The sequence below is a fragment of the Bradyrhizobium sp. T-12 genome (assembly GCF_058314695.1).
This window is the reverse complement of record NZ_CM177756.1, coordinates 6,123,716-6,145,680: the sequence shown is the minus strand read 5'-3', so window position 1 is coordinate 6,145,680 and position 21,965 is coordinate 6,123,716. Positions and strand designations below refer to the sequence as shown.

Annotated in this window: 22 protein-coding genes and 1 tRNA gene; 13 read left to right on the top strand and 10 right to left on the bottom strand. The window is 65.0% G+C overall.

Annotated features, from left to right (window positions below):
* Positions 1-366: 366 nt before the first annotated feature.
* The 4 genes from dusA (at position 367) to AC0WRY_RS29300 (ending at position 3,832) form a co-directional block, all read left to right on the top strand.
* Positions 367-1,317 (top strand): tRNA dihydrouridine(20/20a) synthase DusA, encoded by a 951-nt coding sequence (dusA, locus tag AC0WRY_RS29315; RefSeq protein WP_491122107.1) that lies wholly within the window; start codon positions 367-369, stop codon positions 1,315-1,317.
* 94 nt (positions 1,318-1,411) lie between these two features.
* Positions 1,412-2,578: a cytochrome P450 gene (locus AC0WRY_RS29310; RefSeq protein WP_491122106.1), complete on the top strand. Its 1,167-nt coding sequence runs from the start codon at positions 1,412-1,414 to the stop codon at positions 2,576-2,578.
* A gap of 419 nt (positions 2,579-2,997) precedes the next feature.
* Positions 2,998-3,579 carry a flavin reductase family protein gene (locus tag AC0WRY_RS29305; protein ID WP_491122105.1) on the top strand — a complete coding sequence of 194 codons (582 nt, stop codon included), beginning with the start codon at positions 2,998-3,000 and terminating at the stop codon, positions 3,577-3,579.
* Positions 3,580-3,673: 94 nt separating this feature from the next.
* The gene (locus tag AC0WRY_RS29300; RefSeq protein ID WP_164718287.1) at positions 3,674-3,832 is read left to right on the top strand and encodes a hypothetical protein; all 159 of its coding nucleotides are present in this window, start codon (positions 3,674-3,676) and stop codon (positions 3,830-3,832) included.
* Positions 3,833-3,864: 32 nt separating this feature from the next.
* On the opposite strand, the gene AC0WRY_RS29295 is transcribed toward AC0WRY_RS29300, so the two are convergent.
* The 9 genes from AC0WRY_RS29295 to AC0WRY_RS29255 form a co-directional block, all read right to left on the bottom strand.
* Entirely contained in the window at positions 3,865-5,013 is a 1,149-nt protein-coding gene (locus AC0WRY_RS29295; RefSeq protein ID WP_491122104.1) for a M20 family metallopeptidase, read from the bottom strand.
* 178 nt (positions 5,014-5,191) lie between these two features.
* Positions 5,192-6,577, bottom strand: a complete 1,386-nt coding sequence (gene flbD / locus AC0WRY_RS29290) for a sigma-54-dependent transcriptional regulator FlbD (protein ID WP_211416061.1) — start codon at positions 6,575-6,577, stop codon at positions 5,192-5,194.
* 39 nt (positions 6,578-6,616) lie between these two features.
* Complete coding sequence (gene fliN, locus AC0WRY_RS29285; protein WP_018641467.1) at positions 6,617-6,967, bottom strand: flagellar motor switch protein FliN; 351 nt, start codon at positions 6,965-6,967, stop codon at positions 6,617-6,619.
* Positions 6,968-6,970: 3 nt separating this feature from the next.
* Entirely contained in the window at positions 6,971-7,594 is a 624-nt protein-coding gene (locus tag AC0WRY_RS29280) for a FliH/SctL family protein (RefSeq protein WP_491122103.1), read from the bottom strand.
* Positions 7,594-8,691 carry a flagellar motor switch protein FliG gene (fliG, locus tag AC0WRY_RS29275; RefSeq protein WP_126254944.1) on the bottom strand — a complete coding sequence of 366 codons (1,098 nt, stop codon included), beginning with the start codon at positions 8,689-8,691 and terminating at the stop codon, positions 7,594-7,596. The genes AC0WRY_RS29280 and fliG overlap by 1 nt, the downstream gene beginning before the upstream one ends.
* Before the next feature lie 18 nt (positions 8,692-8,709).
* Positions 8,710-10,323 (bottom strand): flagellar basal-body MS-ring/collar protein FliF, encoded by a 1,614-nt coding sequence (gene fliF, locus AC0WRY_RS29270; RefSeq protein WP_491122102.1) that lies wholly within the window; start codon positions 10,321-10,323, stop codon positions 8,710-8,712.
* 195 nt (positions 10,324-10,518) lie between these two features.
* Positions 10,519-10,794, bottom strand: coding sequence for a CtrA inhibitor SciP (gene sciP, locus AC0WRY_RS29265; protein WP_002714638.1), 276 nt, complete (start codon positions 10,792-10,794; stop codon positions 10,519-10,521).
* A gap of 401 nt (positions 10,795-11,195) precedes the next feature.
* Complete coding sequence (locus tag AC0WRY_RS29260) at positions 11,196-11,903, bottom strand: flagellar hook assembly protein FlgD (RefSeq protein WP_194404215.1); 708 nt, start codon at positions 11,901-11,903, stop codon at positions 11,196-11,198.
* Between the two features lie 12 nt (positions 11,904-11,915).
* Entirely contained in the window at positions 11,916-13,547 is a 1,632-nt protein-coding gene (locus tag AC0WRY_RS29255; RefSeq protein WP_491122101.1) for a flagellar hook-length control protein FliK, read from the bottom strand.
* Positions 13,548-13,892: 345 nt separating this feature from the next.
* Between AC0WRY_RS29255 and mnmA the strand changes: the two genes are divergently transcribed.
* The 9 genes from mnmA (at position 13,893) to AC0WRY_RS29210 (ending at position 19,646) form a co-directional block, all read left to right on the top strand.
* The gene (gene mnmA, locus AC0WRY_RS29250; protein WP_491122100.1) at positions 13,893-15,074 is read left to right on the top strand and encodes a tRNA 2-thiouridine(34) synthase MnmA; all 1,182 of its coding nucleotides are present in this window, start codon (positions 13,893-13,895) and stop codon (positions 15,072-15,074) included.
* 241 nt (positions 15,075-15,315) lie between these two features.
* Complete coding sequence (locus AC0WRY_RS29245) at positions 15,316-15,954, top strand: class I SAM-dependent methyltransferase (protein ID WP_211416066.1); 639 nt, start codon at positions 15,316-15,318, stop codon at positions 15,952-15,954.
* A gap of 46 nt (positions 15,955-16,000) precedes the next feature.
* Positions 16,001-16,357 carry a hypothetical protein gene (locus AC0WRY_RS29240; protein WP_491122099.1) on the top strand — a complete coding sequence of 119 codons (357 nt, stop codon included), beginning with the start codon at positions 16,001-16,003 and terminating at the stop codon, positions 16,355-16,357.
* Between the two features lie 265 nt (positions 16,358-16,622).
* Positions 16,623-16,699, top strand: a tRNA-Met gene (locus AC0WRY_RS29235).
* A gap of 357 nt (positions 16,700-17,056) precedes the next feature.
* Positions 17,057-17,806 (top strand): ABC transporter permease, encoded by a 750-nt coding sequence (locus tag AC0WRY_RS29230; RefSeq protein WP_483071061.1) that lies wholly within the window; start codon positions 17,057-17,059, stop codon positions 17,804-17,806.
* Positions 17,807-17,886: 80 nt separating this feature from the next.
* Entirely contained in the window at positions 17,887-18,639 is a 753-nt protein-coding gene (locus AC0WRY_RS29225; protein ID WP_212067321.1) for an ABC transporter ATP-binding protein, read from the top strand.
* A gap of 235 nt (positions 18,640-18,874) precedes the next feature.
* Positions 18,875-19,036, top strand: coding sequence for a DUF2934 domain-containing protein (locus AC0WRY_RS29220; RefSeq protein WP_491122098.1), 162 nt, complete (start codon positions 18,875-18,877; stop codon positions 19,034-19,036).
* The gene (locus AC0WRY_RS29215) at positions 19,033-19,218 is read left to right on the top strand and encodes a hypothetical protein (RefSeq protein ID WP_194404207.1); all 186 of its coding nucleotides are present in this window, start codon (positions 19,033-19,035) and stop codon (positions 19,216-19,218) included. Before AC0WRY_RS29220 ends, AC0WRY_RS29215 begins: the two co-directional genes overlap by 4 nt.
* A gap of 149 nt (positions 19,219-19,367) precedes the next feature.
* Positions 19,368-19,646, top strand: coding sequence for a DUF2934 domain-containing protein (locus AC0WRY_RS29210; RefSeq protein WP_194404206.1), 279 nt, complete (start codon positions 19,368-19,370; stop codon positions 19,644-19,646).
* A gap of 376 nt (positions 19,647-20,022) precedes the next feature.
* On the opposite strand, the gene AC0WRY_RS29205 is transcribed toward AC0WRY_RS29210, so the two are convergent.
* Positions 20,023-21,810, bottom strand: coding sequence for a peptide ABC transporter substrate-binding protein (locus tag AC0WRY_RS29205; protein WP_259216601.1), 1,788 nt, complete (start codon positions 21,808-21,810; stop codon positions 20,023-20,025).
* Between the last annotated feature and the right edge of the window lie 155 nt (positions 21,811-21,965).

The following is a 21,965-nucleotide window of genomic DNA, read 5'->3' as shown; positions in this document are numbered from 1 at the left end:
TGAGCAGCAGCCCGACCCGAATTCCGACCTCGCTCGCTATGTCTGCGATGGGCGCCTTCGCGATCTACCTGACCGGAGCGAGACGCTGTTGCGAAGTCTTGGACGCATCGTGAGTTTCATGCCCGTAATGTGATGATCTCATCGAGCTCATCCTGGGTTGGTCGTCGGTCTCGCTGCTCCGAATTGCCGACCGGACCGAAAGGCTTCATGCGAAATGTGCTAGCCGTCGACGGGTGTACGGAGAGGTCAAAACAGGTACAAGCGTGCGTAATTTCGACCCGTTTGGAGTGCATCCGTCCGGGAATCCCATTGAGAGCATAAGGTAAATCATTGAAATCGCAGAGTTATCGCTTTTCCGTAGCCCCCATGATGGATTGGACTGACCGGCATTGCCGGGTGTTCCACCGCCATCTGACGCGGCGGGCGTTGCTCTATACGGAGATGTTGACGACCGGGGCCATCATTCACGGTGACCGCGAGCGGCTGCTTGGGTTCGACGCGGTCGAGCATCCGGTCGCGCTTCAACTCGGCGGGTCGGATCCGCGTGACCTCGCGCAAGCTGCGCGGATCGGCGAGGCGTTCGGCTATGACGAGATCAATCTCAACGTCGGCTGCCCGTCGGACCGCGTGAAGGACGGCCGCTTCGGCGCGTGCCTGATGGCTGAGCCGGAGCTGGTGGCGAGGTGCGTCGAGGCGATGAAGGGTGCGGTTGCCGTTCCCGTCACGGTGAAATGCCGCATCGGGATCGACGACCAGGATCCCGAAGTGGCGCTCGATGCGCTTGCGCGCGCGGTGGTCGCCGCCGGCTGCGATGCGCTGATCGTGCACGCCCGCAAGGCCTGGCTCAACGGTCTGTCGCCGAAGGAAAATCGCGACATCCCGCCGCTCGATTACGACCGCGTCTATCGGCTCAAGCGTGCGATGCCGGGCGTACCCATCATCATCAATGGCGGCATCCCCGGGATAGAGGAAGCGAAGGCGCATCTCGACCATGTCGACGGCGTGATGCTCGGCCGCGCCGCCTATCAGGAACCGTGGCGGTTGCTCTCGGTCGATTCCGAGGTTTTTGGCGAAGCGCCCCCGCATGACTCCATGCAGGCCGCGCTCGAGGCGGTGATGCCCTATATCGAGCAGCAGCTCGCACGCGGCACGCGGCTGCACGCGATCACGCGGCATTTCGTCGGCGCATTTCATGCCGTGCCCGGCGCCCGGGCCTTCCGTCGCCATCTCGCCGAGCAGGGCACGCGGCCGGGCGCCGGCGCCGACGTGCTGAGCGATGCGATCGCCAAAGTCGCATTCGGACAGGTTGCGGCCTAGAAGCTGCACCCAACGCGCCTGTCCCAATCGCTGGGGACAGACGGCGGCGCCTGGATACGCTAGGTCTCGGCAGGGTACAGCAAGGGAGCGAAGCTTGAGCACCGCGCCGCGCATCGACATCGATCCCGCCGCATTCTGGGCCGATCCCTATCCCATGCTCGCGAAAATGCGGAAAGAAGCGCCGATTGCCTTCGTGCCGCAGCTCGGCTCGACGCTGCTGACCTGCCGCGACGATATCTCGATTTCCGAGAAGCAGATCGACGTGTTCTCCTCGCACCAGCCCGCCGGCCTGATGAACCGCCTGATGGGCCACAACATGATGCGCAAGGACGGCGAGGCGCATCAGGTCGAGCGCCGCGCGATGTTCCCGACCGTGTCGCCGAAGACGGTGAAGGCGCATTGGACCGCGCAGTTCCAGGCCCATGCCGACCGCATCCTCGCGTCGATCGCGCCCGGCCGGGTCGATTTGATGCGCGATTTTGCGTTGCCGTTCTCCGGCGAATGCCTGAAGTCGATCACCGGCCTCACCAATATCGGCTTTGCGGACATGGACGCCTGGTCGCAAGGCATGATCGAGGGCATCGCCAACTATGTCGGCGATCCCGCGGTCGAGGCGCGCTGCCATGCCGCGACGTCGGGTATCGACGCTGCGATCGACGACATCCTGCCGGTGCTGCGCAAGCATCCCGACCAGAGCATCCTCGGCGTTCTCCTCGCCTCGGGCATGCCGATGGAGAGCGTGCGCGCCAACGTCAAGCTCGCGATCTCGGGCGGGCAGAACGAGCCGCGCAAGGCGATCGCCGGCACGATATGGGCGCTCTTGACCCATCCCGAGCAGCTCGACCTCGTCAGGCGCGGTGAAGTCTCCTGGCTGCAGGCGTTCGAGGAATATGCCCGCTGGATCTCGCCAATCGGCATGTCGCCGCGCCGCATCGCAAAGCCGTGGTCCATCCGCGATGTGTCATTCGAAACCGACGAGCGCGTGTTCCTGATGTTCGGCTCCGCCAATCGCGACGAGAAGCATTTCGACCGCGCCGATCAGTTCGACGTGCGTCGCGACGTGACCAGGAGCGTCGCGTTCGGCGCTGGCCCGCATTTCTGCGCCGGCGCCTTCGCCTCCCGCGCCATGATCGCCGACGTCGCGCTGCCGACCTTGTTCGGACGGGCAAAGATGCTCGAGATCGCCGACGACGAGGAAGTGCGGATCGGCGGCTGGGCGTTTCGCGGACTGCAGAATCTGCCGGTGCGGTGGATGCATTAGACCTGCAGGCCACGGCGGCGCCACTCCGCGATCATGCCATCATGCTCCTGTTTTGCCCGACGGAGCAAACCACATTGCCTGAGGCCGAATAGCCTGCCGCGTAAGTGATTGATTCCGTTATCGCCGGCTACTGTGCATGGGGTTGTTTTTCGCCTTTTGTGTCCGGCCCCAACCAAACGGCCCTCACATTTGCGTGCGGAAAGATTTGCCTGCATTTGCCTCGCCGATTGAACGATTGATCATGTCGTCGAGCGCGCGACAGCATGCGCATTGTTCTTCGTTGAGAGATCTCGACAAGTGCGGTTGACCGCACCATCGTTTTAAGTGCGTTAGGCTCGGAGCCGGTTAGCGGCGAGCGACCTGTTATCGGCGGACGATCGTACCTAAATACAGGGAACCCCGCTTCGGGGAGCAATGCCATGAATGTAGTGCCCCGCGATCTCATGACTGAAATCCCTGTCTCGGCCGCCGATTTCCGCGGCGCCATGCGCCATCTCACCGGCGGCGTCAGCGTCATTACCGCCGGCAGGGGCAAGGACATCACCGGCATGACGGTGACCTCGGTGACCTCGCTGTCGGTCGGGCCGCCGACGCTGCTGGTCAGCATCAACCGCGATGCCTCGTCCTTCCCCTTGATCCGGCGCCACGGCGCCTTCGGCGTGAACATCCTCAACGCCGACCAGCTCGATGTCGCCGAGCGCTTTGCCGGCAAGGGCGGGCTGAAGGGCGCCGATCGTTTCAAAGGCGCCAAATGGGTGACGGCGGTCTCGGGCGTGCCGCTCCTGGTCGGCGCGCTGTCGGCCTTCGATTGCGAGGTCGAGGAGATCATGGAGCGCCACTCGCACGGCATCGTCATCGGCCGTGTCAGGGACATCAAGAGTTCGATGCGTACCGCGGCGCTGGCCTATTGGCACGGCCAGTATGTGGCGGTCGACCAGGACGAAGACGCCGCAAGGCTCGCCGAAGTCAGCTTTCCCGCGCACGGCCGGCGCGGCGCTTGATCGCTGCCCGAGGAAGCGCAGGCTGGCCTTTTCCGCCTCATCGCTCTAGAAGCGGCCAGAGCCTCCCGGTTCGGGATGGCCATGGAGCGGATCGATGAAGCGCATCGCGACCTTCGCCTTCTACGCCGTCGGCGCGCTCGCGATTGCCTATCTCGCGCTCTATGCCTATGCGATGTTCTCCGGCCAGCCCGTGATCATCCCCGGCGATCCCATCCACATCTTCCGCAAGCCGGACGCCCCGAGTTATTCGTGAGACGCGGGCGGGCATGACGGCGGAGGCCGTGGCTACCCCCGCAAAATCGCCAGCGCCAGGGCCTGCGCGCGCGGCACGATGCTGTCGATCTCCAGATATTCCTCCGGCGTGTGCGCGAGGCCGCCGACCGGGCCGAGACCGCAGATGGTCGGCGTGCCCACGGCGGCGGTGAAGCCGGAATCCGCGCAGCCGCCGGAGAACTCGCCTTGTAGGGTTGTGAGGCCGACCTGCCGCGCGGCCGCCTGATAGCCTTCGAACAGCGTCTTGGACTCCGCACTCTGCACCACCGGCACGAACTCGCCCTTGATCGTCAGCGCTGCGCTGGTGCCCGGCACGTAAGACGTCGCGACGATTTTTTCGATCGCGTCCATCACCCGCGCACGATCCGCCGGATCGACATAGCGCAGGTCGATCTGGCCCTCGGCGGAGGGCGCCGTGGTGTTGACGGACTGCCCGCCCGAGACGAGGCCGACATTCAGCGTGATGCCCTTGTCGAGATCGGTGAGCGCGTGGATCTGCACGATCTTGTGCGCGAGCTCGCCGATCGCGCTGACGCCGGCGGCGAAGTTGGCGCCGGAATGCGCGGCTTTGCCGGTGATGGCCAGATGCATGAAGATGCCGCCCTTGCGCCCGGTGACGACGTTGCCGGTGGGGCGGCCCGGCTCGGAATTGAACACGGCGCGGGCGGAGTGGCCTTCGCGCTCGATCACGGGCCGGGAGGAGGGCGAGCCGATCTCCTCGTCGGAGGTGATCAGCAGCTTGATCGGATGCGGGTTGCCGCCGAATTTGTGGAAGGCGGTTGCGACGAACACGTTCATGACGAGACCGGACTTCATGTCGGCGACGCCAGGCCCGTAGGCGCGGCCATCCCTGATGGTGAACGGCCGGCGCCCGGCCTCGCCCTTGCCGAACACGGTGTCGCGATGGCCCATCAACAGCACCGGCTTCTCGTTGCTGCCGGGCTTTGCCACCTCGGCATGGATCGCATCGCCGAAGGTGGCGTTGGCCTCGCGGCGGCACGGAATGCCGTGCTCGGCAAAATGCCGCTCGAACCGCGCCCCGACTGCATCGACGCCCTCCTTGTCGTAGGACCCGGAATCGATGTTCACGACATCGCGCAGCAGATCGACCATCGCCTGCCGCTGCGATGCCAGCCAATCCGTGATTTGAGCTTCAGACATGTGGTTCCTCGCGTGGTTCTCAGGCGGGGTTATAGGACTTTGCTCCCGGGCGTCCTAGTCGCGTGGCGCGATCCCGTTATGCGACGAGCGCTCTCAATGACGAGGTTGGCAGCTTGCTCCACAACAGAAATGCCCGGGACCAGCCCGGGCATTCGTTGTCTCAACTTGCGTGGGGCGTTTACGCTCCCACCATCGGCATCCGCGGATATTCGCCGGGTGTGCCCGCCGGCGGGATCGGGATGCCGCCGTCGGAATATTCGTTGAGCTTGTTGCGCAGCGTGCGGATCGAGATGCCGAGGATGTTGGCGGCATGGGTCCGGTTGCCGAGGCAGTGCTTTAGCGTCTCCAGGATCAGGTCGCGCTCGACGTCGGCCACAGTGCGGCCGACCAGCGCGCGCGTCACCTGCTCGGCGGCCATGGTGGCGTGCGCGACGGCGGGGGGCGTCTTGGCGAGGTCGAGACGGTCGCCGTCGGGCGTGATGATGGCGTCGGCGCCGATCTCGTCGCCCTGCGCCATCAGAACCGAACGGTGCATGGTGTTTTCGAGCTCGCGGACGTTGCCCTGCCAGCGGTTGGCCGAGAGCACGCGGCGCGCTTCCGCCGAAATCGGGCGCAGCGGCACGCCGTTGGCCTCGGCGTATTTCTTCACGAAATGCTGGGCGAGCTCCAAGATGTCGGCGGGGCGCTCGCGCAGCGGCGGGATCTTCAGATTCACGACGTTGAGCCGGAACAGCAGGTCCTCGCGGAACGTGCCCTCGCGCACGGCTTCCGCCAGATTGCGGTTCGAGGTCGCGATGATGCGGATGTCGACGGGCACGGGCTTGGTGCCGCCGACGCGGTCGATCACGCGCTCCTGGATCGCGCGCAGCAGTTTCGATTGCAGGCGGACGTCCATCTCGGAGATTTCGTCGAGCAGCAGCGTGCCGCCGGTGGCCTCCTCGAACTTGCCGATGCGGCGCGCGACCGCGCCGGTGAAGGCGCCCTTCTCGTGGCCGAACAGTTCGGATTCCAGGAGATGCTCGGGGATCGCGGCGCAGTTGATCGAGATGAAGGGACGCTTGGCGCGGGCCGAGCGGGTGTGGACGTAGCGGGCCAGCACCTCCTTGCCGGTACCGGACTCGCCGGTGATCATCACCGAGGCGTCGGAGCCCGCGATCTGCTGCGCCAGCTTGATCACCCTGGCCATGGCTTCGTCGCGATAGATCAGCTCGCGGGAATCGTTGGCGACGGCGGCCAGCACCGCGGCGATCAGCTCGGGGTCGGGCGGCAGCGGGATGTATTCCTTGGCGCCGGCATGGATCGCGGCAACCGCGGCGCGGGCGTCGTTGGTGATGCCGCAGGCGACGATCGGGGCGTGGATGTGCTCGGCCTCCAGCCGCATCACGAGATCGCGGATGTCGAGGGCGACGTCGACCAGCAGCAGGTCGGCGCCCTTGCCGCCGCGCAGCACGCGCATCGCCTGGTCGTGATCCTCGGCGTGGGTCACGGTGGCGCCGTTGTCCATCGCGATCTTGGTGGCGGTGGTGAGCTGGCCCTTCAATGTGCCAACGATGAGAAGCCGCATGTCAGTCTCCTGTCCGTCTGGTCGCGCCTTCGCGCGTTATCACGTGCGTTCGGTCTTGATGATTTCGGTCATGGTCACGCCGAGCTTGTCCTCCACCAGGACGACTTCGCCGCGGGCGACCAGCTTGTTGTTGACGTAGATGTCGATGGCTTCGCCGACGCGGCGGTCGAGCTCGAGCACGGTGCCGGGTCCCAGCTTCAGCAGCTCGCTGACGTCCATCTTGGAACGGCCGAGCACGGCCGAGACCTGCACGGGAACGTCGAACACGGCCTCGAGGTCGGCGGCGGCGCGCGCCGCATATTCGTCCTCGTTGTAGCCGACATCCGTGCCGGCAGGCGGCATCGGGCCGTTGAGATCGGGCAGCGGGACCTGTCCGTCGGTGTCGCTCATGGGTTAACTCCCCCTGCGGGACGCGATGTAGCGTCCAACCATTTCGTCGATCTTGGCCGCGATGGCGCCGCGCTCCAGCACGACGCCGCCATCAGCCCATTCGATCCGGCAGTCGCCGGTGGCAATCGCCGGCTCGGCCAGGATCACCAGCCGGCCCTCGAAGCCGCTCTGCTTGGCGAGCCGCTCGATCTTCTCGCGGGCAGCGTCGTAGAGCGCATCGTTGATGCGGACGACGAGGTGCGGCGTCGCGACCAGATGCGAGAAGCAGTCCTTGACCAGCGCGACGATCTCGCCGAGCGGCTCGGCGGCAACGAGATCGGCGCACAGCTTGCGCGCGACCGCCACCGCGACGTCGACCGCCTCGGTTTCCATCTTGGTTTCGATGTTGCCGATGCCGGCCGCGATGCCGCGGACGGCGATATTGATCTCTTCCATGGCAAGCGCGACCCGGCGGTCGCTCTCGGCCTTGGCTTCGTGCTGGCCGGCGGCAAAGCCTTCCTGATAGGCGCGCGCTTCGGCTTCCGCGACCTTCTGGGCGATCTCGGCGGCGGTCGCGGCCTTCTCGCGCGTCGCCCGCTCGGGCGCCGCGAAGTCGGTATCGAACAGGAATTTCGCCGGAGCGGCCATCAATACACCAGTTCGTCGTCGGCGCGGTTCTTGGTCAGCATGATCTCGCCCTTGGCGGCGAGGTCCTTGGCGAGGTTGACCAGAAGCGCCTGGGCCTCGTCGACGTCGCGCAGGCGGACCGGGCCCATCGCCGCCATGTCGTCCTGCAGCATCTTCGCCGCGCGCGAGGACATGTTGCCGAAGAAGAAGTTGCGGACGTCCTCGTTGGCGCTCTTGAGCGCGACGCCTAGCTTGTCCTTGTCGACGTTGCGCATCAGGGTCTGGGCCGATCCGGAATCCAGCTTGACGAGGTCGTCGAAGGTGAACATCAGCGCCTTGATGCGCTCCGCCGATTCCCGGTTGTCCTCCTCCAGCGAGGTGATGAAGCGGGTTTCGGTCTGGCGGTCGAAATTGTTGAAGATTTCAGCCATCACCTCGTGGGCGTCGCGGCGGCGGGTCTGGGACAGATTGGACATGAATTCGGTGCGCAGCGTCTTCTCCACGCTCTCGATCACCTCCTTCTGAACCGCTTCCATCTTCAGCATGCGGTTGACGACGTCGAGCGCGAGGTCCTCAGGGAAGATGCCGAGCACGCGCGCGGCGTGTTCCGGCTTCAGCTTCGACAGCACCACCGCGATGGTTTGCGGATATTCGTTCTTGAGGTAGTTCGCGAGGACCTCTTCCTGCACGTTGGAGAGCTTCTCCCACATGTTGCGGCCGGCAGGGCCGCGGATCTCGTCCATGATGCCGTTGACCCGCTCCGGCGGCAGATATTGCTGGAGCAGGCGTTCGGTGGCGTCGAAATTGCCCATCAGCGCGCCGGAGGCCGACATGCGCGAGACGAATTCGAGCAGCATGTCCTCTACGGTGTCGACCTCGACGGTGCCGAGCGTCGACATTTCCAGCGAGAGCTGGCGCACTTCGTCGTCGTCGAGCAGGCTCCAGATCTTGCCGCCATATTGCTCGCCGAGCGCGAGCATCAGGATCGCGGCGCGCTTCGGTCCGGACAATTGTTCGGCCGGCTTGCCGTCCTTTGCCCTTGTGTTGGCACGCTGACCGAGCGTGGAGATCACGCTGGTGATGTCGTTGCTGTTGGCGTTTTGCAATGCGGCGGCCATGTCAGTTCACTTCTCGTATTACTTTGCGGATTCGCTCAGCCATTGGCGGACGATGGCGACGGTTTCGTTGGGGTTGCGTTCGGCGAGCTCGCCGACGCGATGAACGGACTGGGCGTGGACCTGGCCCTGGATGGTGGCGACGTCGATCGCGCTGGCGGCGCCGCTCGGCAGGAGGGCCTGGCCCGAGGCGGGCGCGGCCTCTTCCGAGGCGGCGGGGCCGGCGAGGACGCCGGAGATGGCGGCGGCCATTTCGTCGGAGGCGAGGATGCGCCTGACCAGCGGGCGGATCACCAGGAACAGCACGATCAGGCCGAGCAGCATCATCACGCCGAGCTCGACGAAGTACATGACGTCGTCCTTGGTGAACTGCAGCATGCCGAGCAGGCCGCCGGGCTCGCCGATCGGAGCGGTGGAGGGCGCGTCGGCAAAGCGCAGATTGACGACCTCGACCTGGTCGCCGCGCTTCTGGTCGAAGCCGATGGCCGAGCGCACCAGCGCGGCGATGCGGTCGAGCTGCTCCTTGGTGCGGTCCTGATAGGCCAGCTCGCCCTTATCGTTCTTGGAATAGATGCCGTCGACCAACACCGCGACCGAGATGCGGTTGACCCGGCCGGCCTCGGTCACCTCGGTCTTGGTGGTGCGAGAGATCTCGTAATTGTTGGTCTCTTCGGTCTTCTTGCTCTGGTCCTTGGCCGCGACGCCGTTGTTCTGCTGGTTGCCGGGCAGCTCGTTGTTGACGGTGACCTGGCCGTTGTTGTCGGCGGTCATGCTCTGCTCTTCTCGGGTCTGGCTCGAGCGCAGCACGCGGCCCTCGGGATCGTACTTGTCCGAGGTCTGGGTGACCTTGTTGAAGTCGAAATCGGCGGAGAGCTGCACGCGGGCGCGGCCCGAGCCGACCACGGAGGAGACGATCTCCTCGACCTGCTTGCGCATCCGCTTCTCGAAGGAGATGCGGCGCTCGTCGCCGACCGCCTGCTCCGGATCGGCTGCCGCGCCGTCGGCCAGCAGCTGGCCGGCCTCGTCGACGATCGAAACCCGCTGCGGCTTGAGGCCGTTGACGGCGGAGGCGACGAGGTGGCGGATGGCGCGGATCTGCTGGGCTTCCAGCGAGCCGCGGACCCGCACGACGATCGAGGCCGACGGCTCCGGCGCCTCGCGGGCGAACAGCGGACGCTCGGGCAGCACCAGATGGACGCGGGCGGCCTGGATGCGGTCGATGGCGCGGATGGTGCGGGCGAGCTCGCCTTCCAGCGCACGCAAGTGATTGATGTTCTGGACGAAAGAGGTGGTGCCGAGCGCGTCCGACTTGTCGAACACCTCGTAGCCGACGCCGCCGCCCTTGGGCAGGCCGCCCTCGGCGAGCTTCATCCGCAGCCGCGTGACCTTGTCCTTGGGCACCATGATGATGGAGCCCTCGTTGCGGATCTCGTACTGGATGCCCTGGCGCTCCAGGTCCTTGATGATGCCGGAGGAATCCTCGACGCTGAGGTCGGTGAACAGCGTGGTCATCTGCGGCGTGGTGACGCGCATGATGACGAACGCGAAAAAGCCGATGAGCGCGGCGGTGACCGCGATCATCGCCGCGAACCGGGCGGCTCCGATACTCTTCAAAAAGTCCGCAAGACCTTGCAAGCAACCGCCCCAACAGATTCGGCCGCTTTCACCGGAAAGGCCGACTGGGCAATTATTGCCTAGGGGATGGTTTCGATATGGTTAACGAAGGTTAAGAGGTCGGACAAAAGTAGCGCCAAAGACCAAATATGAAAAAAAATCGGCCTCGCGGGGCGAGGCCGATTTTCGTCAAAAGCCGCAGTTTTCCGGATCGCCTTACTGGCGATATTGCTGAATACGGGTGGTTCGAAGACCCGCCAGACCATGCTGGTCGATGGAAAACTGCCAGGATAGGAATTCGTCGACCGTCAGGGTATAACGGCTGCAGGCCTCCTCGAGCGAGAGAAGTCCACCACGGACAGCGGCGACAACTTCGGCCTTGCGGCGGATGACCCAGCGTTTGGTGCCGGGTGCAGGCAGGTCCGCGATCGTCAACGGACTGCCGTCCGGCCCGATGACGTATTTTACCCTCGGGCGATGGGGTTCTGTCATGGCGTACTCACAAACTCTCAACCACTGAACTCACATCCGTAACCCTACGCCCGGCGGCTTAAAAATCCGCTAAGCCTAAGGCTTCAATACAATTCTCGTTGAAAATGCTGAAACGACGCCATGTCGGCCGGCGGATCGGGTGACATCCGGGCCGGTCGAGGGGTCTTCTTAAATACTTTACTAACGAACGAGGCCCTCAAGGGGCTCTCTCAACCGTCGTCCCTGCGAAAGCAGGGGACTCCTACCGCGTGATCTCTCGATGGGTCGCGCGTGGCAGCACAAGAAAAATTTCCTAACTACGAGTCTTCGCCAAATTTCTCCCCGGGGTTATGGATCTCCGCGCCGGTGCGCAATTGTGCACGAGGCGGGGATGGCACCGACTATGTGGCTCGTGCCCGAGCCTAATTGCTGCTCGTCGCGATGATGCTCTTGACCTGGCTCAGCGTGTAGCTGGCGCCGTCGATGGTGAGCAGCGGCGGCGACTGGGTCAGGTCGACGGACGACACGGTGCCCTGCACCTGCGCGGCGATGCCGACATTGTTGTTCGCGACGTCTTTGCCCGTGGCCGTGATGGTGTACTTGCCGTCGGGCCATTGGGTGCCGTCATTGCCCTGGCCGTTCCAGGTGAAGGGGATGTCGGTGCCGGCGGCGGCGGTATATTTGCCGGTGAACACGGTCTGGCCGCTGGCATTGGCGACGGTGATGTCGACGGTAGAATCCGTGGGCACGTTGAGATGCCAGGTGGCCGACGAGCTCTTCATGGTCGCGGTCGAACCGTCGACCAGGGCGGTCTTGCCGACGAAGCCCAGCGCCTGGGTCGCCTGCGTGGTCTGCTGCAGGGTGACGAGCTGGGACAGTGCATCGTTGGTCTTGAGCTGCTGCTCGACGCCGGCGAACTGCACCAGCTGCTGGGTGAACTGGTTGGTGTCGAGCGGATCCAGCGGGTTCTGGTTCTGCAGTTGCGTGGTCAGCAGCGTCAGGAAGGTCTGGAAGTTGCCGGCGAGCGTCGATCCCGTGGTCGAGCTCAAGGAGTTCGACGAGGAGGATTTCGGCAGGTCCGTCGTCCCGGAGACGACAGCAGGGGCGGTGGCGCCAGTCGTGGTTGTCATGTCGAATACTCCTTACACTCTGATGTCGACGCCGCTGCTCGGCCCGTACATGCGGCCGTAGCCGCGCCCGACGGGTGCGGCAGCGACAGTGTCGTCCTCGCTGATGATCAGCCGGCGGGCATTGCCGCCATTGTCGTTGTTCTGGCCGGAATTCTGGCCCGATGAATTCTGGTCGCGCAGGCTGAAGGACAGCCCGTTGCTGCCGGTCTTGAGGCCGGCATCGTCGAGCGCGCGCTGCAATTGCGGCGCGTCCTGGCGCAGCATCTGCAGCGTCTCCGGCTTCTCCACCGTGAGATGCGAGGTGACGTTGCCGGCGCGGTCGACATGGATGCGCACGTCGATGCGGCCGAGCTCGGCCGGATCGAGGCTGATGTCGAAGCGGGACCTGCCGGAGCGGATCGCGGCTGCGATCTCGACCGGCACGCCGCTGATTGGCACCGCCGTGGCGGTCGCCGCGGTCGCGGTCAGTGTCGCGGTCGATGCGGACGCGGTCGAGGTCGTGTTGGTCAGCGGCGCCTGCACGGCGGAAGCGGCCTGCGCGTTCGCATCGGTGGCATTGAAGGCGGCCTGCGCATTGGCATGGGCCTGGGCGGCCGGTGCCGCCGGAATCGCGTCGGGGCTGCGGTCCGCGGCGCCCGGCTTCGTCTCGGTCGCTGCGTCATCCGCTTGCGGCTTGGGGCCTTGCGGATGCGCGGCGGCGTTGGCGGTCGCAATGCCCGGTGCTTGCGTCGGGGCGGCGTTCGCCTTGCCGGTGTCCTGGCCGATATTGGAGACGTCGGACTGTCCTTGCGCGGTGGCGACGGCCTGGAACGAGGTCTTCGGCGTGCCGGGATTGACGGGGACCAGTCCACTGGTCGGCTTGGCGTCGGCGGTGACCTCGTCGGTTGCGCCGGTCGCGGCGTCGGCCAGCGTCGCCGACGTGTCGGCATCGACCTTGGCGCTGGCGGTCTTGGCGCTCTTGTCGCCTGGCGTTGCGGTGTCGGTCTTGGTGCCCGCAATCTGCGCCGCGGTCGAGGCGCTGGCGGCAAGGCCTGCGGCGGCGATCGTCAGCGGCGAGGAGGTGGCGGCCTGGGTCGCAGCCGCGTTCGGATCGGTCGGGACCACAGGCGCGGCCACCACGATCGCGTTGGGATCGGGCACGGCGGCCAGCGCCGCGTCGGTCGGTGCGATTGCCGCGGGATCCACGGCGGCGGCGAGCCCGTCGGTGGCCTCGGCCTTGTCGCCCTTGGTCTCCTCGGACGCGTCAGCCGATTTGGCGTCGGATGTCTCGGACTTGTCCTTGACCTTGTCCTTGGCCTTGCCGGCGTCCTTGGCCGGGTCGGCGGTGGCGTCGCCCGTCTTGTCGTCCCTGGCGGGGGCCGATACGTCGGTGTCGTCGCTCGCCTTGCTCTGCGAGGATTGATCCGTGGATGAGGTGTCGCGCGGGCCCTTGTCCTGGGAGGACGAGGACGAATCGCTCCGCCGCGGCGCGCTGTCCTGAGCCTGCGAGGCCGCATTGGTGCTGATCGCCTGGGCGTTGCTGTCGACCAGCGACCCGAAGCTGTCGGTCGCGGGCGCATCTTTGGCGCTCTGCGAGCGGGCAGGCTTTTGTTGCGTGCTCGAAACTTGCACGCTTGCCGCGACTTCTGACGTACGACCGACCACAGGCGACCCCTTGGAAACATCTTCGGCATCAACGGAGCAAGGAGCGGGCCAGCACCGCGATGCGTGATTTTATATAATAAGATCAATAGCTTGATTGTTTTATGGCGCTGCAGCCGGGCTCGCCGCGACCCCGTCATTTCTGCCTCCCCGGCAGAAATTGCCCTAAGCTGGCCACCCCCGTGATTGCTTCACCGGAGTGCCGCCTATATTAAAGAGGTTACTCTCAGCCGCTTTCGACCGGGCAGATGTGCCTTTTGGGAACTAAAGTTCCCGGGGATCGCCGATGTCCCGCGAGAAGCAAGAAATCGCGGGTCGCCGCGCGCCGCCGTCAACCCTTGAAGGCCCATGCTCAACAGTCTGGATCTCGAAGGCCGTCCTGAGGACACCAGGGTCGTCGTTGCCATGTCGGGCGGCGTCGATTCCTCGACGACGGCTGCGCTGTTGAAGGCGGAAGGCTACGACGTCGTCGGCATCACGCTGCAGCTCTACGATCACGGCGCGGTGACGCACCGCAAGGGCGCCTGCTGCGCCGGCCAGGACATCCACGACGCGCGCGACGTCGCGGCCAAGCTCGGTATTCCCCATTACGTGCTCGACTACGAGGATCGCTTCCGCGAGTCCGTCATCGACAATTTCGCCGATAGCTACGCGCTCGGCGAAACGCCGGTGCCGTGCATCGAGTGCAACCGCTCGGTCAAGTTCCGTGATCTGCTGAAGACCGCGCGCGAGCTCGGGGCGCAGGCGCTTGCCACCGGCCATTACGTCGCCTCGCGCCGCCGCGAGGACGGCTCGCGCGCGCTGGTCTGCGCGGCCGACGCCGACCGCGACCAGAGCTATTTCCTGTTCGCGACGACGCAAGAGCAGCTCGACTTCCTGCGCTTCCCGCTCGGCGACATGACCAAGCCCGAGACGCGCGAGCTCGCGCGGCGCTTTGGCCTGTCCGTCGCCGACAAGCACGACAGCCAGGACATCTGCTTCGTGCCGACCGGGCGCTACACCGACATCATCACGCGTCTGCGGCCGAACGCGATGGACCCCGGCGACATCGTCGATCTCGACGGCCGCGTGCTCGGCCGGCACAACGGCATTGCCAATTTCACCATCGGCCAGCGCCGCGGGCTCGGCATCGCAGCTCACGCGCCGCTGTATGTGGTGCGGCTGGAGGCGGCTCACCGCCGCGTCGTCGTCGGTCCGCGCGATGCGCTGAAGATGCACCGCATCGCACTTCGCGACGTCAACTGGATCGGCGACGGCGACATCGACCGCGCCATCGGCGGCGGCCTCGAACTGTTCGTTCGCGTGCGCTCGACCCGCTCGCCGCAGCCGGCCTGGCTGCGCGGCGGCAATGGCCATTACGAGGTCGAGCTCGTCGCCGGCGAGGAGGGCGTCTCGCCCGGCCAGGCCTGCGTGTTCTACGACGCAGCCAGCGGGCAGGCGCGCGTGCTCGGCGGCGGCTTCATCCAGAGCGCCGCCGCGAAGGTCGGCGGTGCATCGGCGCGCCCGCTTGCCGAAGCGGTTCGCGGCTAATCTTGCCGAGATCGGCCCCAACTGCTACCGCGAAAGAGGTGCACCCCCTCTCCCGCTTGCGGGGGAGGGTAAGGGAGGGGGCTCTCTCCACCAGCGATATATCGCGAGCGGAAAGAACCCTCACCCGGCGCTGCGCGCCGACCTCTCCCGCAAGCGGGAGAGGCTCTAGGCCGCGCACGGAGTTGGATCTGATCTCACCAATGATCATTACCGAATAGAAGCGTTCAGGCAGGGCAGGGGCATGGCAGCAGACATCTCGCGGGCCGGGGTCGAGAAGGCCTATGGCCGCTGGGCGCCGGTCTATGATCTCGTGTTCGGCAAGGTGTTCGACGCCGGACGGCAGTCGACCATCGCCGAGGCCGACCGCATCGGCGGCCGCATCCTCGACGTCGGCGTCGGCACCGGGCTGTCGCTGTCGGACTATTCGCGCACCACGAAGATCTGCGGCGTCGACATTTCCGAGCCGATGCTGCGCAAAGCGCAGGCGCGCGTGCGGAGCTTGCGGCTCTCCAACGTCGAGGTGCTCTCGGTGATGGACGCGAAGAACCTCGCCTTCCCCGAAAACTTCTTCGACGCGGTGGTCGCGCAGTACGTCATCACCGCCGTGCCCGATCCCGAAGGTACGCTCGACGAGTTCGTGCGCGTGCTCAAGCCGGGCGGCGAACTGATCCTGGTCAACCACATCGGCGCCGAGAGTGGTCCGCGCAAGCTGTTCGAGCTGGCCTTCGCGCCGATCGCCCGCCGCCTCGGCTGGCGCCCGGAATTCCCGTGGGCCCGCCTCGTGAACTGGGCCGCCAGGCACGGCGGAATCACGCTGGCCGAACGCCGCCCGATGCCGCCGATGGGGCACTTTTCGCTGATCCGCTACCGCAAATCGTGATCATGTGACGCGGGAACAGGGGGCATCGCGCCCGCGTTTCCCTCCCATGCGCACGACATCAAACATCATCCTGGCTGGCCTCCTGATCGCCGCTTCCGGCGGAGCGATCGCCCAGGCCCCGCCCGCCCCGGCGACGCCGCCGCAAGCGACCGCGCCGCCATCCCCGCAACATGCCGCCAACTGCGCCCCGCAGGACCGGCCGGGCCGCTCGTCGGACGGCATCACAACCGGCCAGTCCCGGGAACCGCTCGGCGACAAACTGGCCAAGTCCGACGGCGTGCTCTGCCCGCCCTCCGGCGTCGACCCCGACATGCACGCCCCGGCCCCCGACAGCGGCGGCAACACCCCGGTGATCCCGCCCCCCGGCAGCCCCGGCGGCGACCCCAACGTCAGGCCGAAATAGCGCGCCGTACTCCAGATCGCGTCATGCCCGGGGTTGTCCCCGGGCATCCGCGTTCTTGGGGCCCGCAAATCGAGGCGTGGGTGGTCGGGGCAAGTCCGGCCATGACGAACTCATTGAAAAAGATGCCGTATTCGTAAGGCACTTGCCCCACGATAGCCTTGGCGAAGGCGGAAAAAGGCGGCCGCTTTGCTTGACTTCCCGCCGCCCCCTTCTTTATATGCCGCGCGTTCGCGAGATCGGCCGTCGCAGCCGTTCGCGACCCTGTGGCGGGGTAGCTCAGCTGGTTAGAGCACGGGAATCATAATCCTGGGGTCGGGGGTTCGAGTCCCTCTCCCGCTACCACGTACCTCCCACTGTTATGGTGGGCCTCCCGAGAGGCCTCCCGCCTATCAGCGTGGCGAGTCTCTCTTTCACTTCGAATTCGAAGCCCTTCCAGGGTCCCTTTGAATGGAGGGTGACACTGTGCACGGGGGTTCGGTAGATCATTCTGCGATTGACCGATTCTTTGACGACCGGAATGATCTCGCGGGCGCCTGCCGGTCCTTTTGCGCGGACGTCTCGTCCGGTCTGCCCGTCGGGTGCGATACAGGGCGCGGCGCCTGAGGCGGAGCGTGCACGAAGTTGGGAGTGGTCTTGGCCTCAACATTTGTAAAGCCGATCGCAGAACCGCACCCCCTGGCTTCGGCAATTCAGGGTGGCTTGAACACGTTGTCCAATGCCCTGAGCTGGGCATGGCTCGACACGGTTTGCCAGTATCGGCGCTCGAGGATCGGCCCTCTGTGGGAAACCCTCAACGTTCTCGTGATGCTGCTGGGCCTGAGCGTCGTCTCGTCGGCCATCTTCGGCAGCAGCGTCTCCGACATCATCGCCTATGTCGGTGTCGGAATCATCGTGTGGTCGGCGATATCGGCGCTGGTCATCGAAGGGGGCGGCGTCTTCGTCAGAAATGCCGGATATCTCAGCAATTCCACGCTCGGTCTTGGTCTCTATGTCGGCCGGACCGTCTTCAAGATCATGATCACCTTCGGTCATCACGCCATCATCTATCTGCTCGGCCTCGTGTTTGCGCTGGTCCCGCTCAGCTGGACGAGCCTGCTGGCTATCCCCGGCATCATCCTGCTGTTCGTCAATGGTTTTTGGGTCGTGATGGTGCTCGGCTTCATTTGCGCGCGGTACCGCGACGTCGAGCTGATCGTGCGAAGTTTGATGCAGCTTGCTTTCTTCGTGACGCCGGTCTTCTGGAATTATCGGCAGATCGCCAGCGACCGGCAGTTTCTCGTCGAATACAACGTGCTGTTCTATTTCATCGAGATCATACGCAATCCACTCCTCGGCGAGGTCCCGCCGCTTGCGCATTATCTGACGGTGCTCGGCGTGACCGTCGCCGGCTATGGCCTCGCCTTCATGGTGTACCGCCGGATGCGCGGTCAACTCGCCTTCTGCGTCTAGAGCATGCCCGAAAAATCGAACATCGGTCTTCCCAGCGGATCATGCTCAACCAAGAGATTCTCACGAGAAACGGCTGACCGATGGCTCATGTTCGTCTGAAGAACGTCAACGTCAGCATCCCGATCTACGACAGCCATGCGCTCCGCCTGATCCGCCTGCCGTCGTTCAGCAATGCCCGGGTCGGCTCCGACTCGGCAAGCCGCACCAACGGCATCATCGTCATTCATGCCTTGAAGAACCTGTCGCTCGACCTAGGAGAGGGCGACCGCATCTGCCTGATCGGCCACAACGGTGCAGGCAAGACTTCCCTGCTGCGGCTGGTTGCCGGAATCTACCCGGCGTCGACCGGTTCGGTGGACGTGAAGGGAAGCGCGTTCACGCTGCTCAGCGGCAGCATCGCGCTCAATGCCGACGCGACCGGATACGAGAACATCAGGCTGATCGCGAATCTCTACAACTGGCCGAGCGACAAATATCAGGACCTCGTGCGCGACATCGAGGAGTTCACCGAGCTCGGCGTCTATTTGTCGTTGCCGACGCGCATCTACTCGGCAGGCATGCAGGCGCGGCTCTCGTTCGCGCTTGCGACCGCCCAGAATCCGGACATCCTGTTGATCGACGAAGGCATTGGCGCCGGCGATGCGCACTTCCAGGAGAAGGCGCACGAGCGCGTGAACCAGTTCGTCAGCCGCGCTCGTATTCTGCTGCTCGCATCGCATTCAAAAGACCTGTGCCGGTTGATGTGCACCAAGGCGTTGGTGCTGTCCAAGGGCGAGGGCGTCTTCTTCGGCGGTGTCGAGGAAGGCTTCGCATTCTATGAGCAGATGGGCTGAAGCAATAGTCCGGGATCGGCGGTGACCTCCGTTCGAGGTACCAGCTGAGGCTCCGCGATGGGGGATCGGCAGCCTTGCCGGTCGCAGAGACGAATGCGCTCACTTTAGGAACTCCGCGCACGGTCGCGGCTTGAATCGGCGGGCCAGAGTCGCCGCCGATTGCTGGCCTGCACGGCCCGCCTCCAAGCCCCCATGCCCCCCCAGGGTGGGCCGTGCGTCACGCGAGGAGAAAGCATTGTCCGACCCGGCCGAGCAAGAGATCAGGGAACGCGCGCACCGCCTGTGGGAGCAGGCCGGCAAGCCCGAAGGCCGCGAGGACGAGTTTTGGCAGGCCGCCGAGCAGGAGCTGCGCAACGAGGACAAGTCGAGCACGTTGCGGACGCCGGACACGCTGTGACCGACAAGACCTGCCCATTCTGCCGGGGTCTGGGATGGGTCTGCGAAAACCACCCGCTCCGGGCCTGGAGCGAGAAGCTTGGCGGCTGCCGCTGCGGCGAGGGCATGCCCTGCACCTGCAACACGACCGAAGATCCCGAGATCCGCGTGGTGATCGTCGAAGCCGATACGACCTGGCACTAGCTCGTCGAGCAGATGTGATGGTGCGTGGGGTGGGTTACGCCGTCCGCTAACTCACGCTGTTGCCGAGGGAACAGACCATCCCGGAAAGGAATTCAGTCTCTGAACAGCACGGGCTCTGACAACAATCCTTTCCCACGGCAGTGTCAGCGGTGGATGAGCAGAAGAAGATCGAGCACCAGATCGAACTCGCGACGCGAGCGGCAGCGCTCGTCAAGGACGAAACCACCGGCCAGCGCTTCAGGAATTTCGCCGACGAGCTGAAGCGCAAGCTCCGTCGCATGATGCGGCGCGGCCAGGTGCGCGCGCGAGCCTACGAGCTCTGGGAGCAGGCGGGACGGCCAGCCGGCCAGGATCTGGAATTCTGGCTCGAAGCGGAACGGCAGATCGAGGACGAGCGCGAGGAGCGGAAGGGCCCGGGCGCTTCATAGGTGCAAGCTGCGCGCGCGATTGGAGGGGCCATGTGCCGCGTTGCAACAAAGAAAAAGCCGCCGGGCTCTCACCAGGCGGCTTCGAAAAGTCCCGAGCTGTCGATCGTCGCCGCAGCCTTACGCGTACCGCCGTTACCTTGTTTGCGGCCATGCACCGTCATAGTAGGCGGAGGCGTGTGATTCTGCTGTGATCTGAACCACACAGTGGACGGATGATGGCGGCGCTGGGAGCGACAAGAGGGTGGCGAGACGAAGCAAAGCTCGGGTGAAATGCACCGCTAGGTCGAAAAGGCGTGTCTGAAGCAAGCCGCCGGCCCGGCTCGGTGCCGCAGCGCTCTAGGCGCTGCGGCTTGTTCGGGACACGCGCGTCCAGCCCTCAGGCCCGATACCACGCCGCCAGATTCCACGTAATGGTGTCCCAACCCGAGATGTCGATCATCAAATTGTTGGCGCCGGCATTGACGATATGGCGCGAGAGCAGCGGCAGGAACACGTGGGCTCCGCAGAAGATCTCGTCCACCTTCATCAGCAGCGCGGCGCGCTTGGCGGGATCGAGCTCGTTCTGCGCCGCCTTGTAGGACTTGTCGGCTTCAGGGTCGGCATAGCGCGAATTGTTGCGGCCGAGCCATTTGTTGTCCTTGGTCGCGATCTCCCAGGACACGCATTGATTCAACAATCGCTCCGGATCGGGCTGCGGCTGGGTGGTATTGTACATCTCCATGTCGGCATAGAATTTCGAATAGGTGTCGGGATTGCCGACGTCGGAGGAGAAGAACACCGAGGCGGTGACCGCTTTGATCTCGATCTCGATGCCGGCCTTCTCGCAGGCCTGCTTGATGATGGCCTGGGTCTTCTGGCGCGGGGCATTGGTCGAGGTCTGGAAGACGTATTTGAGCCTCTTGCCGTCCTTCTCGCGGATGCCGTCCGCGCCCTTCTTCCAGCCGGCTTCGTCGAGGATCTTGTTGGCCTTGTCGATGCTGAACTCGTATGTCAGCTTGGGCGACTTGAACTGCTTCGGTGCGTTGACGAAGCTCGCGGTCGCGACTGCGCCGCGGCCGTAGATGAATTTCTGGATCGCGTCGCGGTCGATCAACAGGTTGATCGCTTTGCGCACCGCCGGATCGGACAGCGTCGGATGCTTGGTCTTGGCGTTCGAACGCTCGCCGTCGACCTCGGTCCAGGGGTCGGTCGTGTTGAGGATGATGAACTCGACATTGCCGGAGGGCGTGATGTCGAGCTTGCCCTTGCCGCCCGCTTCCATGCGCTTGAGCACCTCCTCCTCCACCTGCATGTTCCAGGCAAAGTCGTATTCGCCGGTCTGCAGCACGGCGCGCGCCGCGGACACCGCATCGCCGCCGCCCTTGATCTCGAGCGTGTCGAAATGCGGCTGGTTCTTGATGTGATAGTCCGGATTGCGCTCGGCGCGGATCAAATCGCCCGGCTTGAACTCGACGAATCTGTACGGGCCGGTGCCGACCGGCTTCAGATTGCCCGGCGCTTCGCGCGACTTGGCGCCGACATAATCGCCGAAAAGATGTTTTGGCAGGATCTGGCCGACCGAGCCTACGAACGGATCGGCCCAGAACGGCGTCGGCGCCTTGAAGATCACCTTGACGGCGTAGTCGTCGATCTTCTCGACCTTGATGTCCTTGTAAGAGCCGGTGGTGTAGGCCGCGGTGGCGAGGTCGCCGGCATACTGCCAGGTAAAGACGACGTCGTCGGCGGTGAAGGGCTTGCCGTCATGCCATTTGACACCCTGCTTGAGCTTCCAGACCACGCTCATGCCGTCGGCCGCGAGGCCGCCGTTGGCCTTAGTCGGGGCCTCTGCGGCAAGGCAGGGGATCAGGTTGCCCTCCTTGTCCCAGCCCGCGAGCGGCTCGAAGAAGACGCGCGAGGCGATCTGGTCCTTGGTGCCGAGCGCGAAATGCGGATTGAGCAAGGTCGGCGCCTGCCACAGCAACATCTTGAGCGTTCCGCCGCCGCCGGCCTTCGTCGGCTTGTAGGGCAGCGTGGCTTCCGCCATCGCGACGTCGTTCCAGACCAGGATCTGGCTCGCGATCGGGGCCGCGATGCCGGCCGCGGCCACCTTCTGGATGAACGAGCGTCGCGACAGCGTGCCTTGCTTGACCTGTCCGACCAGACCCCGGATTTCATTCTCGTTCATCAGATGACCCTCCACCTCGAAGACAAATCGTCCCTGGCGGTCATCATGTTGCATCATGCGCGAGGCGGCAATGCCGGCAATGCCGCCCTGCGACGAAATGACGATGGGGACAGCCCGCGCGGGTCACGAGCGGGATCGCCGCGCAGGCCCCTTGA